Origin of the sequence: Pseudonocardia petroleophila, assembly GCF_014235185.1 — a bacterium.
GTDB classification, from domain to species: Bacteria; Actinomycetota; Actinomycetes; order Mycobacteriales; family Pseudonocardiaceae; genus Pseudonocardia; species Pseudonocardia petroleophila.
Genome location: NZ_CP060131.1, coordinates 799,012 through 812,592, shown reverse-complemented (window position 1 = coordinate 812,592; position 13,581 = coordinate 799,012). Strand labels below are relative to the sequence as shown.

Annotated in this window: 13 protein-coding genes; 6 read left to right on the top strand and 7 right to left on the bottom strand. The window is 74.7% G+C overall.

Annotated elements, in window-relative coordinates; all coding sequences use genetic code 11:
- The first annotated feature begins 3 nt into the window (after nucleotides 1-3).
- From H6H00_RS04010 to abmR, 3 genes are all read left to right on the top strand, one after another.
- Entirely contained in the window at nucleotides 4-279 is a 276-nt protein-coding gene (locus H6H00_RS04010) for a hypothetical protein (protein WP_185720011.1), read from the top strand.
- 12 nt (nucleotides 280-291) lie between these two features.
- The gene (locus H6H00_RS04005) at nucleotides 292-2,307 is read left to right on the top strand and encodes a thioredoxin domain-containing protein (protein WP_185720010.1); all 2,016 of its coding nucleotides are present in this window, start codon (nucleotides 292-294) and stop codon (nucleotides 2,305-2,307) included.
- A 107-nt stretch (nucleotides 2,308-2,414) separates the two neighbouring features.
- Nucleotides 2,415-3,017 (top strand): ATP-binding transcription factor AbmR, encoded by a 603-nt coding sequence (gene abmR / locus H6H00_RS04000; protein WP_185722151.1) that lies wholly within the window; start codon nucleotides 2,415-2,417, stop codon nucleotides 3,015-3,017.
- Here the strand turns inward: abmR and trhA are convergent, their stop codons facing one another.
- Nucleotides 3,018-3,641, bottom strand: a complete 624-nt coding sequence (trhA, locus tag H6H00_RS03995; protein ID WP_185722150.1) for a PAQR family membrane homeostasis protein TrhA — start codon at nucleotides 3,639-3,641, stop codon at nucleotides 3,018-3,020.
- A gap of 168 nt (nucleotides 3,642-3,809) precedes the next feature.
- Here trhA and H6H00_RS03990 point away from each other — a divergent pair, with 168 nt between their 5' ends.
- Nucleotides 3,810-4,574, top strand: coding sequence for an isoprenyl transferase (locus tag H6H00_RS03990; protein WP_185722149.1), 765 nt, complete (start codon nucleotides 3,810-3,812; stop codon nucleotides 4,572-4,574).
- Between the two features lie 71 nt (nucleotides 4,575-4,645).
- Here H6H00_RS03990 and H6H00_RS03985 read toward each other — a convergent pair whose 3' ends face one another.
- Together H6H00_RS03985 and H6H00_RS03980 are read right to left on the bottom strand one after the other, a co-directional pair.
- Nucleotides 4,646-5,026, bottom strand: coding sequence for a hypothetical protein (locus H6H00_RS03985; RefSeq protein WP_185720009.1), 381 nt, complete (start codon nucleotides 5,024-5,026; stop codon nucleotides 4,646-4,648).
- A 313-nt stretch (nucleotides 5,027-5,339) separates the two neighbouring features.
- Nucleotides 5,340-5,723 carry a hypothetical protein gene (locus H6H00_RS03980; protein ID WP_185720008.1) on the bottom strand — a complete coding sequence of 128 codons (384 nt, stop codon included), beginning with the start codon at nucleotides 5,721-5,723 and terminating at the stop codon, nucleotides 5,340-5,342.
- Between the two features lie 342 nt (nucleotides 5,724-6,065).
- Between H6H00_RS03980 and H6H00_RS03975 the strand changes: the two genes are divergently transcribed.
- On the top strand, nucleotides 6,066-7,262 hold the full coding sequence (locus H6H00_RS03975) for a DUF885 domain-containing protein (protein WP_185720007.1): 1,197 nt from the start codon (nucleotides 6,066-6,068) through the stop codon (nucleotides 7,260-7,262).
- Between the two features lie 268 nt (nucleotides 7,263-7,530).
- Complete coding sequence (gene phoH2 / locus H6H00_RS03970; protein ID WP_185722148.1) at nucleotides 7,531-8,919, top strand: RNA 5'-3' helicase PhoH2; 1,389 nt, start codon at nucleotides 7,531-7,533, stop codon at nucleotides 8,917-8,919.
- 49 nt (nucleotides 8,920-8,968) lie between these two features.
- On the opposite strand, the gene H6H00_RS03965 is transcribed toward phoH2, so the two are convergent.
- The 4 genes from H6H00_RS03965 to H6H00_RS31760 all read right to left on the bottom strand — a co-directional run bounded on the left by H6H00_RS03965 (nucleotide 8,969) and on the right by H6H00_RS31760 (nucleotide 13,542).
- Nucleotides 8,969-9,631, bottom strand: a complete 663-nt coding sequence (locus H6H00_RS03965) for an NADPH-dependent F420 reductase (RefSeq protein WP_185720006.1) — start codon at nucleotides 9,629-9,631, stop codon at nucleotides 8,969-8,971.
- Nucleotides 9,628-10,182, bottom strand: coding sequence for a COG1361 family protein (locus H6H00_RS03960; RefSeq protein ID WP_185720005.1), 555 nt, complete (start codon nucleotides 10,180-10,182; stop codon nucleotides 9,628-9,630). The genes H6H00_RS03965 and H6H00_RS03960 overlap by 4 nt, the downstream gene beginning before the upstream one ends.
- A gap of 225 nt (nucleotides 10,183-10,407) precedes the next feature.
- Nucleotides 10,408-11,850 carry a GuaB1 family IMP dehydrogenase-related protein gene (locus H6H00_RS03955; protein WP_185720004.1) on the bottom strand — a complete coding sequence of 481 codons (1,443 nt, stop codon included), beginning with the start codon at nucleotides 11,848-11,850 and terminating at the stop codon, nucleotides 10,408-10,410.
- 21 nt (nucleotides 11,851-11,871) lie between these two features.
- Nucleotides 11,872-13,542, bottom strand: a complete 1,671-nt coding sequence (locus tag H6H00_RS31760) for a serine/threonine-protein kinase (protein WP_221775783.1) — start codon at nucleotides 13,540-13,542, stop codon at nucleotides 11,872-11,874.
- Nucleotides 13,543-13,581 lie beyond the last annotated feature (39 nt).

Below are 13,581 nucleotides of genomic sequence, written 5' to 3'. Positions count from 1 at the left end.
GGGGTGAACGACGTGCTGGTCGACCTGGGTGCGGTGCCGATGGCGACGGCCTCCTCCGCCGTCGTGGTACCGATGCAGGGCGGTGCGGAGCCGCCGCCCGGGGAGCCGGAGTTCGGCAAGGCCTCGCCGGTGGCGCTCGTCGTCATCCTGCTGCTCGGGCTGGCCACGGCGTTCCTCATCCGGTCGATGACCAAGCACCTGAAGAAGGTGCCGGCGTCCTTCGACGCCCAGCCCGACGAGCCGGCCGACGGGGACGCTGCGGGGCCGAAGCAGCCCTGACAGGCTGGCCGCATGCCCAACCGGCTCGCCGACGCGACCAGCCCGTACCTCCTGCAACACGCCGACAACCCGATCGACTGGTACCCGTGGGGGCCGGAGGCCTTCGAGGAGGCCGCGCGCCGCGACGTCCCCGTCCTGCTCTCGGTCGGGTACGCGGCGTGCCACTGGTGCCACGTCATGGCGCACGAGTCGTTCGAGGACGCGGACACGGCAGCGCAGGTCAACGCCGGTTTCGTGGCGATCAAGGTCGACCGCGAGGAACGCCCCGACATCGACGCCGTCTACATGGCCGCCACCCAGGCCGCGACCGGTCAGGGCGGCTGGCCGATGACCTGCTTCCTCACCCCGGTCGGCGAGCCGTTCAGCTGCGGCACCTACTACCCGCCGACCCCGCGGCACGGGCTGCCCGGGTTCCGCCAGCTCCTCGACGCCGTCACGACGGCCTGGACGCAGGACGGCGAGCGGGTGCGCAGCTCGGCGGGGGAGTTCGCGGCCCGGCTCGCCGACGGGGCGGGGGCGACCCTGCCGCCCGCCGTCGTCGACGACGCGGCGCTCGACGCGGCCGCGGCCGCCCTGGGCTCCGGGTTCGACGCCGTCCACGGCGGGTTCGGCGGGGCGCCGAAGTTCCCGCCGTCGATGGTGCTCGAGTTCCTCGCCCGCCACCACGAGCGCACCGGGTCGGCCGACGCGCTGGCCCGCGCGTCGGTCACCGCGGAGCGGATGGCCCGCGGCGGCCTGTACGACCAGCTCGCGGGCGGTTTCGCGCGCTACAGCGTCGACGCGCGGTGGATCGTGCCGCACTTCGAGAAGATGCTCTACGACAACGCGCTGCTGCTGCGCGCCTACGCCCACCTCGCCCGGCTGCCGGACGCCGGCCCGCTCCCCGGGCGGGTCGCCGCGGAGACCGCCGCGTTCCTGCTGACCGACCTGCGGACACCCGAGGGCGGGTTCGCCGCCGCGCTGGACGCCGACGCCGACGGCGCCGAGGGGCTGACCTACGCCTGGACCCCCGCCCAGCTGCGCGACGTGCTCGGCGACGAGGACGGCGCCTGGGCGGCCGACCTGCTCACGGTGACCGCCGAGGGCACGTTCGAGCACGGCTCCTCGACGCTGCAGCTGCCCGCCGACCCCGACGACCCGGCCCGCTGGGCCCGTGTCCGCGCCGCGCTGCTCGCGGCGCGGGCGCGACGGCCGCAGCCCGCGCGCGACGACAAGGTCGTCACCGCCTGGAACGGCCTGGCGATCCAGGCGCTCGCCGAGGCCGGGGCGGCGCTCGGGCACCCGGAGTGGGTCGCGGCGGCGGCGGAGGCGGCCGAGCTGCTGCTGTCGCTGCACGTCGTCGACGGGCGGCTGCGCCGGTCCTCGCGCGCCGGTGCGGTCGGCGCGGCGGCAGGCCTGCTCGAGGACCACGCCTGCCTGGCCGACGCCCTGCTCGCGCTGCACCAGGCCACCGGAGCGCCGCGCTGGCTCGACGCCGCCACCGGCCTGCTCGACCTCGCGCTGCAGCGCTTCTCCGGCGAGGAGCCCGGCACGTTCTTCGACACCGCCGACGACGCCGAGGAGCTCCTGCACCGCCCGCGCGAGCTCACCGACAACGCGTCGCCGTGCGGCAGCTCCGCGCTGGCGTCGGCGCTGGTCACGGCGTCGGTCCTGGCGGCGGACGGGGGCCGCTACCGGGACGCGGCGGAGGCCGCACTGCGCTCGGTGGGCACGCTCGCCTCGACGCACCCGCGGTTCGCGGGGCACTGGCTCACCGTCGCGGAGGCGGTGGCGCGCGGGCCGTTGCAGGTCGCCGTCACGGGGCCGGACGACGCGGCCCGCGCGGCCCTGCTCGCGCACGCCCGGCGGATCGCGGCGGGCGGCACCGTCGTCGTGGCGGGGGAGCCCGACGCCGACGGCGTGCCCCTGCTGGCCGACCGCCCCCTCGTCGACGGCGGCCCCGCGGCCTACGTGTGCCGCGGTGTCGTCTGCGACCGCCCGGTCACGACGACCGAGGAGCTCACCGCGGCCCTCCTGCTCCGCCCCTGACCCACCTCGACCGGTTCGCCGTCGGCGAACAGCGGTGACCGTCGTCTGCCTCGGTGTAATGTCGTAATCACAGCAACAGCGTGATGGAGGCAGTGATGACCGGACGCATGCATCGGGGATGGCACGGCGGGGCGGGGCGCGGCGGGCGCGGGCCGGGGCGCGGGGGCTGGCAGCAGGCCGACCTCCCCGACGCCGGCGACGCGGGCGCCTGGCTGCAGGGACGGCTGCCCGACGGCTGGTTCACCGGGGCGCCGGAGGTGACCGTCGACCGCGAGGAGATCGTGGTGGTCGGGGAGCTCCCGCCCGTCGACGGCACGTTCGCCGACACCGAGGCGGGGCGGGCCGACCGCGCCGCCGCCGTGGCCGGGCGGATCTCGCGGTTCCGTGAGCAGACCCGCGAGGAGCGCATCGAGATCGCGCGGCAGGCCGAGCACCGCTACGGGCGCAAGGTGGCGTGGGGTGCGCGGATCGGCGAGGACGTCGAGCTGTTCACCGTGGCGTCGGTCCCGGTGATGACGCGGCTGCGCCAGCCGGAGCGGGTCGTGCTCGACACGCTGGTCGACTCCGGGGTGGCCCGCTCGCGGTCCGACGCACTGGCGTGGGCCGTGCGGCTGGTCGGGGAGCACGCCGACGAGTGGCTGGGCGAGCTGCGCGACGCGATGGCCCGGGTCGACGAGCTGCGGGCCAAGGGCCCGACCGGCGACGAGTAGCTAGAACAGGGCGAGCCAGATCGCGATGTGGTGGCAGATCGCGGCGAGCACGGTGGCGGCGTGGAAGAACTCGTGGAACCCGAACGTCCGGGGCCACGGGTTCGGCCAGCGCGTGGCGTAGAAGATCGCGCCGATGGTGTAGAGCAGGCCGCCGACCAGCAGCAGCACCAGCGCGGCCACGCCGCCGCCGCGCAGCAGGTCGGGCAGCACGAACACCGCGACGTAGCCCAGGGCCAGGTAGATCGGCACCCCGACCCAGGACGGGGCGTGCGGCCACCGCATCTTCAGCGCGACGCCCGCGAGCGCACCCACCCACACGATGATCAGCACCACGCGGGCCCGGTCCGGTGCCATCGTCAGCGCGATGACCGGCGTGTACGTGCCCGCGATGAACAGGAAGATCATGGAGTGGTCGAGCCGCTTCATGATCATGCGGCTGCGGGGCGTCTTCCAGGTGCGCCGGTGGTAGAGCGCGCTGATGCCGAACAGGCCGAGGATCGTGACGCTGTAGATCGACGTGGCCAGCGCCGCCCCGCCGCCGACGAGCGACGCGGAGACGGCGATCAGGGTGGCGCACGCCGCGATCGACACGGTGAACGACCAGAGGTGCAGCCAGCCCCGCATCCGCGGCTTGACCAGCGGCGGGGTGGCGGGGGTTGGCGCGACAGCCCCGGCAGACACGCCCCGAGGTTACGCCACGGCCACGGCGGCGTGGGCCGCCCGCGGAGGAAACCACATCGTCGGTGTGGACGATCACTGCCCGCGACGGGCGTAGGCTCACCGGCCGTGGGCGTGCGCGAGGTGCTGTACTCGGTGTACGAGCGTCGGCTCAGCCGCCGGCTCGACCAGGTCGGCGGCCGGCCGAGACACGTCGCGCTGATGCTCGACGGCAACCGCCGCTGGGCCCGCGACGCCGGGCTGGTCGACGTCAACGACGGCCACCGGGTCGGCGCGGCGAAGATCGCGGACCTCCTCGGCTGGTGCGAGGAGGCGCAGGTCGAGGTCGTGACGCTGTTCCTGCTCTCCACCGACAACCTCTCCCGGCCGCCGGCGGAGCTCGCGCCGCTGCTGGAGATCATCGCCGACGTCGTCGACGAGCTGAGCGGCCCGGCGGCCCGGTGGCGGCTGCGGGTCGTCGGGGCGCTGGACCTGCTGCCCGGCGAGATCTCGGCCCGCCTCGCGAACGCCGCCGCCCGCACCACCGGCCGTCCGGGGCTGGAGCTCAACGTGGCGGTCTGCTACGGCGGGCGCCAGGAGATCGCCGACGCCGTGCGCAAGCTGCTGCTGCAGCACGCGGAGTCGGGCACCTCGATCGAGGAGCTGGCCGAGGTGCTCGACGTCGACCACATCGCCGCGCACCTCTACACGTCCGGCCAGCCCGACCCCGACCTGGTCATCCGCACGTCGGGGGAGCAGCGGCTCTCCGGCTTCCTGCTGTGGCAGTCGGCGAACTCGGAGTTCTGGTTCTGCGAGGCGTACTGGCCGGAGTTCCGGAAGGTCGACTTCCTGCGCGCGCTGCGCGACTACGCCGCCCGGCACCGCCGCTTCGGCTCCTGAGCGACGCCCCGCACACGACAGCGGCGCCGGACCCCCGGGGGGTCCGGCGCCGCCGGTCACGCAGGCTGGTGTCAGCCGATGTTCTGGACGACCTCGCCGCCGGAGGAGTTCTCCTGCGAGCACTCGCGCACGTCGCCGGCGCCACCGTCGTCGTCGGCGTCGGCCTCGCCGAACAGGGCGCCCAGGGCGCCGGTGAGGTCGGCCTGCACGTCGGAGACCTGGATGCCCGCGACGTTGACCGGGACGTCGTTGTTGCAGACCTGCACGGGCACGTTGGCCTCGTTGTCGGCCACGTTCACGAAGCCGTTGTTGTCGCCGTCGTCCTCGACGGAGTTGACCGCGGTGTTGCCGTCGTGGTCCCAGTCACCGTGGTCGCTCGCGAACGCGAGGGGGCTCACGGCGAGCAGGCCCGCGGCGGCGGCGGCCACGATGATTCCAGCCTTCTTCAGCACAGTTATCTCCAGTTTGTGGTGCGGATCCGGCCGAGGCCGAGCCCATTCAGAGTCAGCGTCCGACCGGGGAGCCCGCGCTGACTGAGGAAAACGTACCGCCCATTTTCGAGCCGTCCAAGCCGCGTCATCACATCGTGCGTAGCACGCGCTTCGAGAAATGGATACGCCCCCTTTCGGGGGGTGTTCCACCCGGTTCCCGGGACGGTTTCCCGCACGCTGGGTCACCACGGGACCCGCTCGGGGAGGACCGGGTGCACGACAGCGGCGCCGGACCCCCGAGGGGATCCGGCGCCGCCGGTCACGCTGGCTGGTGTCAGCCGATGTTCTGGACGACCGAGCCGCCGGAGGAGTTCTCCTGCGAGCACTCGCGCACGTCGCCGGCGCCACCCTCGTCGTCGGCGTCGGCCTCGCCCAGCAGCCCGAGGGCGCCGGTCAGGTCGGCCTGCACGTCGGAGACCTGAACGCCGAGGACGTTGACCGGGACGTCGTTGTTGCACGCCTGGATCGGGACGTTGACCTCGTTGTCGGCCACGTTCACGAGGCCGTTGTTGTCGCCGTCGTCCTCGACCGAGTTGACGGCGTGGTTCCCCCCGTCGTGGTCGTAGTCGTGGCCCTTGTCGCCCGCGAAGGCGAGCGGGCTGACCGCGAGCAGGCCCGCGGCGGCGGCGGCCACGATGATTCCAGCCTTCTTCAGCACAGTTATCTCCAGTTTGTGATCCGGATCCGGCCGAGGCCGGGTCCATTCAGAGTCAGCGTCCGACCGGGGAGCCCGCGCTGACTGAGGAAAAGGTAGCGCCCGCCCCGGCGGGCACCAAACTGCGTAACCCCATCGAGTGGGACAATTACTGGTCGATCGGATACGCCCCTTTTCGGCGACATCCGGGGCGGGTGAACGCGACCGTAAAGAGTGATCAACTCGACGGTGCGTAGCCGGGGATCACCCGATGGCGGACGTACCTTTTCCCGTTCCCACGCGGAGTCATGGCGGGGCCCGGTCGTCCCGGGCGCGCTGCTCCGTCCGGGCGAGTAGGTTTCCCCGGTGCCGGTCGACGAGGCGGTTCGTGACTACCTGTCACTGGTCGGGGCGCTCGATCACCACCGGCCGGGAACGATCACTGTCCGGACGGGTGACGACCCCCCGTCGGCCGGGCCGGTCCGGTCGCCCGGGGCGCTGGTGCGGGCGGCGGGGGATCTCGCGACACGGCTGCCGGACGCGGGTCTGGAGCCCCGCCGCGAGCGCTTCCTGGCCGCCCAGCTCGTCGCGCTGGAGTCGGCCGCCCGGCGCGTCGCCGGGCAGGGGGTGCCCTACGCCGCCGCGCTCCGGGCCGCGGCCGACGGACCCGTCCTCGCCGGGGACGAGGACGGCTACCGCGCCGCCCACCGCGACCTCGACGCCCTGCTCCCCGGCTCCGGTGACCTCGCGGAGCGGCTCGCCGAGCACCGCCGTCGCGACGAGGTGCCCGCCGAGCGGCTCCCGGTGGCCGTCGACGCGCTGGCCCTCGCGCTGCGGGAGCGGGCCCGCGACGTCGGCCTGGTCGACGGGCCGGAGGAGGTCGCCTTCGAGATCGTCACCGACGCGCCGTGGAACGCGCTGCACCTGCGCACGGGCCCCGGCCGCTCCCGGGTGCTGGTCAACGCCGGTTCCCGGCCCCGCCGGGCGGGGCTCGCGCGGCTGCTCGCCCACGAGGCCCACCCCGGGCACCACGTCGAGCAGTGGCGGCGCGAGACGGTGCTGGTGGGGGAGCGCGGCTGGGCGGAGCACCGGCTCGTCGTCCTCGGCACCCCGCAGGCCCTGCTCGCCGAGGGTGCGGCCGACAACGGCCTGTACGCGCTCGTCGGCGACCGGTGGGGCCGCTGGGCGTCCGACGTGCTCGCCACCGTCGGCCTCGGGTTCGACGGCGAGCACGCCGAGCGGCTGGCCGACGCCGTCGCCCGGCTGGCACGGGTGCGCCTCGACGCCGCGCTGGCCCTGCACGGCGCGCGGGCCCGTCCCGACGAGGTGGCGGCGCACCTGCGCCGGTGGCTGCTCGTCGACGACCGGGGCGCGCGCCGGGTCCTGCGCTTCGTCGCCGACCCGCGCTGGCGCGACCACGTCGTCACCTACGTCGAGGGCGGCCCGCTGGTCCGCCGCTGGCTGGACCGGCCCGGCGCGACCCCCGCGCAACGGCTGCGCGCCCTGCACGACGAGCCGTGGACCCCGTCAGGTCTGCGTGAAGAGCTGCGCCGGACGGGGTGAGATCCGCGACAGGCGGTAGGCGTCAAGCGATCAGCGGTAGGCCGTTCTGTTAATTCTCGGTGCGACCCGGCCGCCGCTCACCGCGTTGCTGTTGACCGCACGGGGGTGACCGCCGGTAGCGTTCGTGGTGGCGGTACGTACCCGATGCGCGCCGCCCGGGGAGGCCCTGGTCCGTGGTTCTTGCGACGGAGGGGGCCGGCACCCGGCCCTCGCGGGCGTGCGCGGCAACCGCTGTGCACGGCCGGACAGGGCCGGCCGGCCCACCGATATGTGGGTGCGGTGCCGCGCCCACGAGGGAGCATCCGTGACCGATCGTGCTGTCGCCCCTGTTTCGGCAGAGACAATCGTTACCGGCACTCGCTGCTACGTGCTCGACACCTCCGTCCTGCTGTCCGACCCGTGGTCGCTGACCCGGTTCGACGAGCACGAGGTCGTCCTGCCGCTGGTGGTGATCTCCGAGTTGGAGGGCAAGCGGAACCACCCCGAGCTGGGATGGTTCGCCCGCACGGCGCTGCGCACGCTCGACGAGCTGCGCATCGAGCACGGCCGTCTCGACGTCCCGATCCCCATCGGCGACGCGGGCGGGACGCTGCACGTCGAGCTCAACCACACCGACCCGGAGGTGCTCCCCGCGGGCTTCCGCACCGACTCGAACGACTCCCGCATCCTGGCCTGCGCGCTCAACCTCGCGGCCGAGCGCAAGCTGGACGGCCGGGGCGACGTCGTGCTGGTCACCAAGGACGTGCCGCTGCGGGTCAAGGCGGGTGCGGTCGGTCTGCAGGCCGACGAGTACCACGCCCTGGACGTGACGCCGTCCGGCTGGACCGGGATGGCCGACGTCGAGGTCACTCCCGGTGACGTCGACGCGCTGTTCAAGGACGGGTCGATCGACCATGACGCCGCCCGCGACCTGCCCGCCAACACCGGCCTGCGGCTGCTCGGCGGCGGGTCGGCGGCGCTGGGGCGGGTCACGGCCGACAAGCGGGTGCGGCTGATCCGCGGCGATCGGGAGGCCTTCGGGCTGCACGGGCGCTCCGCGGAGCAGCGGGTGGCGCTCGACCTGCTGCTCGACCCCGAGGTCGGCATCGTCTCCCTCGGCGGCCGCGCCGGCACCGGCAAGTCGGCGCTGGCGCTGTGCGCCGGGCTCGAGGCGGTGCTGGAGCGCCAGCAGCACCGCAAGGTCGTCGTGTTCCGGCCGCTCTACGCCGTCGGCGGGCAGGAGCTCGGGTACCTGCCCGGCAGCGAGAACGAGAAGATGGCGCCCTGGGCGCAGGCCGTCTTCGACACCCTCGGTGCGCTGGTCAGCGACTCGACGATGCAGGAGGTCATCGCCCGCGGCATGCTGGAGGTGCTCCCGCTCACCCACATCCGGGGCCGGTCGCTGCACGACAGCTTCGTCATCGTCGACGAGGCCCAGTCGCTGGAGCGCAACGTGCTCCTGACGGTGCTCTCGCGGCTCGGCACCGCCAGCCGCGTCGTGCTCACCCACGACGTCGCCCAGCGCGACAACCTGCGCGTGGGCCGCCACGACGGCGTCCAGTCGGTGATCGAGACGCTCAAGGGGCACCCGCTGTTCGCCCACGTCACGCTGACCCGTAGCGAGCGCAGCCCGATCGCCGCGCTCGTCACCGAGATGCTGGAGGGACCGCAGGGCTGATGGGTCGTGCGCGGGACCGCTGCTCCGGCCGCGGTCCCCGCGCACGGGCTCAGGCGGCGCGGAACTCCGCCGGGCGCTCCGGGGAGGCCTCCGCGAGGGCCTGGCGGGCGCGCTCCGCGTCGAGGTCCTTGCCGTAGACGGGGGTGCCGGGCTGCTGGCGCCACGACTCGTCGAGGGTCCCGCCGTCGACGGGGTCGAACCCGAGCTGGTCGACCAGGTCGAGGGCGACCTGCTTGGCCGGCCCGTCCGCCCCGGCCACCGGCAGCGCGATCCGGCCCTCGGCGCCGGCGGGAGCGCCCCGCTCCAGCAGGTGCTTCCAGAAGATGCCGTTGAAGATCTTCAGGACCGGCGCGCCGAGGTGCTCGGCGACCCACACGCTCTCCGGCGTGCCGTCCTCGATGGCGGCGATGCGGCCGTCGCGCTGCTGCGGGTAGTAGTTGTTCGTCTCGATCACGGGGGCACCCGGCTTCGCCTTCGCGACGATGCCGGGGGCCAGGTCCGGCACGTTCTTCTGCGGAATGCTGACGATCACGACGTCCGCGTCGGTGGCCGCGTCCGCGGCCCACACCGTCGTCGCGCCGGTCTCCGCCGCGAGGTCCGCGAGCGTCTGCGGGTCGCGGGAGTTGGCCACGTGGACGTCGTGACCGAGCGCGGCGAGCCTACGGGTGAGGGTGCCGCCGATGTGGCCCGCACCGATGATGCCGATTCTCATGCCCGGGCAACCCCCGCCGCCCGGACCCCATTCCCCTCCACCCGTCTACCGGACCCGCACGGTGTCGAGGGCCGCGTTGTCGCGCAGCTGCGGGTCGCGCACCGCGGAGGCGGTGCCGCGGCGATCGGCCGGGTGCCGGTGCCCCGGCTCGCCTCGACGGTGACGGTGCGGGTGACCGTCTGCCCGGGGGCAAGGGTCGCGTCGCGGTAGCCCGCGGCCCGGCCGCCGGAGGTGACGGCGCCGCCCTGCGCGGCGACGATCCGCAGCCCGTCGGTGACGGTGACGCCGCTGAGCACGGTGGTGGCGGGGCTCGGGCCGGTGTTGGTCACCGTGAGCGTCACCGGGAACCGGGCGCCGGGCCGCGCGGTGTCGGGGGCGTCGACGCGGACGGCGAGGTCGGCCCGGGCCGGGCCGACCGTCAGCGTGACGTGACCCGGGCGGGCTCGGAGGTGGCGGTGCCGTCGGTGGCCAGTGCCCGCCCCCACCACGGCCATGTCGACCGCCGCGCCGTCGGCCGAACTCAGCCGCGCCGCGACCCGGCCCGACACCACGACGAACACCGCGTCGGCGGGGTCGTCGGTCCAGCAGACGACCTCGCCGTCGGCCAGACCGCGCAGCCACCCCGCCCGCGCGAGCGCGTCGCGGCGGTCGGGGGCGCGGGTGCGAGCAGTGGGCAGGCGTCCAGCGCCGCCCGCACGCGGTCGCCCGGCAGCGGCCGGCGGGAACGGGGCTGCACCGCGGTCACGGGGGAGAGATCGTCGCCGCGGCCCGCCGCGCTACAGGCCGTGCGGCGTGCCCTCGGTGAAACCGGCGGTGGTCTGCACGCCGACGACCGCCCGCTCGTGCAGCTCGCCGAGGGTGCGGGCGCCGGCGTACGTCGCCGCGCTGCGCACGCCGGAGCAGATGCCGTCCAGGACGTCCTCCACGCCGGGGCGCTGCGGGTCCAGGAGCTGGCGGGAGCTGGAGATGCCCTCCTCGAACAGGCCCTTGAGCGCGCGCTCGAACCCGCCGTCGCCACGCGTCCGGGCGCTGACGGCCCGCTTGCTCGCCATCCCGAACGACTCCTTGTACGCCCGGCCGTTCTCGTCGCGCAGCAGGTCGCCGGGCGACTCGTAGGTGCCGGCCAGCCAGGACCCGATCATCACCGCCGACGCGCCCGCCGCCAGTGCCAGAGCGACGTCGCGGGGGTGGCGGACGCCGCCGTCGGCCCAGACGTGCACGCCGTGGTCGCGCCCGGCCGCTGCGCACTCCAGCACCGCGGAGAACTGCGGCCGCCCGACGCCGGTCATCATCCGCGTGGTGCACATCGCGCCCGGCCCGACGCCGACCTTGACGACGTCGGCACCGGCTTCGGCCAGGTCGCGCACCCCTTCCGCGGTGACCACGTTCCCGGCCACCACCGGCACCGGGCCACGTTCGTCCTGCTGAGCCTCGACGGCCGCGCGGACGGCCCGCAGGGCGTCGAGCATCTTGTCCTGGTGCCCGTGCGCGGTGTCGACGACGAGCACGTCGACCCCCGCGTCGAGCAGCGCCTTCGCCTTGACGGCCACGTCGCCGTTGATCCCGACCGCCGCGGCGGTGCGCAGCCGGCCGGACGCGTCCAGGGTGGGGACGTAGACCTCCGCGCGCAGCGCGCCGAGCGGGGTGAGCAGCCCGGCGAGGCGGCCGTCGCCGTCGACGCCGAGCACCACGCTGCGGCCGGAGTCGAAGACCTCGCGCGGTGCGGTGCTCAGCGGCACGACGAGCGGGCCGGGATCGAGGACGTCGGCCAGGCGGGTGAAGCGGTCGACGCCGGTGCACGCGGCCTCGTCGACGGTGCCGACGGGGCGTCCGCCCTCGTCGACGACCACGACGGTGCCGTGCGCGCGCTTGGGCAGCAGGTTCAGCGCGTCGGCCACGGCGTCACCGGGGGTGAGCACGAGCGGGGTGTCCCAGACGGGGTGCCGCGACTTGATCCAGTCGACGATCCCCGCGACGGCGTCGGAGGCGACGTCCTGCGGGAGCACGGTGAGCGCGCCCCGGCGGGCCAGCGTCTCGGCCATCCGCCTGCCCGCGACCGCCGTCATGTTCGCGGCGACGATCGGCACGGTCGCCCCGGTGCCGTCGGCCGTGGTGAGGTCGACGTCGAAGCGGGAGGTGACCGAGGACCGGCCCGGGACGAGGAAGACGTCGTCGTAGGTGAGGTCCTGGTGGGGGGTCTGACCGTCGAGGAAGCGCACGGTGACGAGAGTCTACGCCCCTCAACTCACCTCGGCGGACAGCCTCAGGGCCTCCTCGTAGACAGCTTCGTAGCTCACGGTCTCGTCGCCCTCGTCGCGGACCCCGACCACCGGGATGCCGTCCACAGCCCACTCGACGACGTACTCGCCGTCGTACGCACGGCAGCCCAGCACACCGCGGTCGAACCGCTCGACGTGGTAGGCGTCGATCTCCGGACGGGTTGCGCACGGCGAGCCCGGCTCGATCGTGCCACCGTTGTTGTCACGCACCACCGTCGCGGCCTCGGCGGCGGACGAGTACAGGTCGAACGCCCACTCGCCGCAGTTCGCCGAGGCCCGGACGGGAGCGCCGTCGCCCGCGACGGCCTCGTCGCAGGTGGCGAGCAGGGCCTCGTCGGCATAGGAGGCGAGCTCGGCGACGGGATCGTCGACCTGGGGCTCTTCGACGGCCGTGATGGTGGTCCCGGCGGCATCTGCAGGCGGGGCCTCCTCGGCTGTCCGCCGGTTCAGCGCCCATACGGTGCCCGCGGCGACGAGGACGACGACCAGCGCGGCGGCGGCGATCGGCCACCACCGCCGGGACGTGCCGTCGGTCGACGCCGGCGGGCCGGCGGACGAGCCGGGGGGCGGCTGCGGCATCCGAGCCGTCGAGCCCGCGGCGGGGGCCGCGCCGAACCGCGTGGGGGCCTCGGGTCCGGATGTCGGGAAGGTCGCCGTCGGCGGCTCGGGGGCCGGGGGCGCCGCCGCCGCGCGGGGTGCGGCGGTGGGTGGCGCTACGGCGGAGGGGGACGGCGGGTCGGCGGCCGGGATGGGTGTGTGGCGCACCGTCGGCCCGGAGCCCGGGGCCGTGGCCAGCGCCGCCCTGGCCCGGCTCGCGAGCTCGCCTGCGGTGGGGATGCGGTCGTCGGGGTCCTTCGCGAGCGCGGCGGCGATCACGTCGTCGAGCGCGGCGGGCAGGCCGGGCCGGAGCAGGGACGGGCGTGGCGGCGGCGTGTTCACGTGCGCCCACATCTGCTGCGGGCCGGTGCCGGAGAAGGGGCGGGCGCCGGTGAGCATCTCGTGCAGCACGCATCCCAGCGCGTAGACGTCGATCCGCCGGTCGCCGGTCCCGTTCAGGAACCGCTCCGGCGACATGTACTCGACGGTGCCGATCGCCGCGCCGGTCGCCGTGAGCCGCCCGCCCGCGACGTCGCCCGCGCTGGCGACGATGCCGAAGTCGACGAGGTAGGCGTAGTCGTCGACGTCCGCGCCGGGGTCGCGGGTGGCCCCGCTGAGCAGGATGTTGGACGGCTTGACGTCGCGGTGCACCAGCCCGTCGGCGTGCGCGGCGTCGAGCGCGCGGGCCACCTGCCCGGCGATCCGCACCGCCCGCTCGGGGGGCATCGGCCCGATCCAGTCGAGAACGGTGCGCAGGTCGGCGCCGTCGACGAGGCGCATGTCGATGAACAGCTGGCCGTCGATCTCGCCGAAGTCGTGGATCGGGATCACGTGGCCGTCGCGGAGGCGGGCGACGAGCTGGGCCTCGCGCCGGAACCGCTCCTGGAAGCCGGTGTCGCCCGCCAGCGAGGCGGGCAGCCGCTTGAGGGCGACGGTGCGGTTGCGCACGGTGTCGTGGGCGCGGAACACCTCGCCCATGCCGCCCCGGCCGATGAGCGACTCCAGCCGGTACGGCCCGAACGTCTCGTTCGTCATCCACACTCCGCCTAGGCGATCACGCGTGTGCGAAGTCTG

What these genes read in the sequence shown, in the direction of transcription:
- H6H00_RS04005 (WP_185720010.1), top strand. Translation starts at nt 292, where the DNA reads ATGCCCAACCGGCTCGCCGACGCGACCAGCCCGTACCTCCTGCAACAC.
- abmR (WP_185722151.1), top strand. Translation starts at nt 2,415, where the DNA reads ATGCATCGGGGATGGCACGGCGGGGCGGGGCGCGGCGGGCGCGGGCCG.
- trhA (WP_185722150.1), bottom strand. Translation starts at nt 3,641, where the DNA reads ATGCGGGGCTGGCTGCACCTCTGGTCGTTCACCGTGTCGATCGCGGCG.
- phoH2 (WP_185722148.1), top strand. Translation starts at nt 7,531, where the DNA reads ATGTGGGTGCGGTGCCGCGCCCACGAGGGAGCATCCGTGACCGATCGT.
- H6H00_RS03965 (WP_185720006.1), bottom strand. Translation starts at nt 9,631, where the DNA reads ATGAGAATCGGCATCATCGGTGCGGGCCACATCGGCGGCACCCTCACC.
- H6H00_RS31760 (WP_221775783.1), bottom strand. Translation starts at nt 13,542, where the DNA reads ATGACGAACGAGACGTTCGGGCCGTACCGGCTGGAGTCGCTCATCGGC.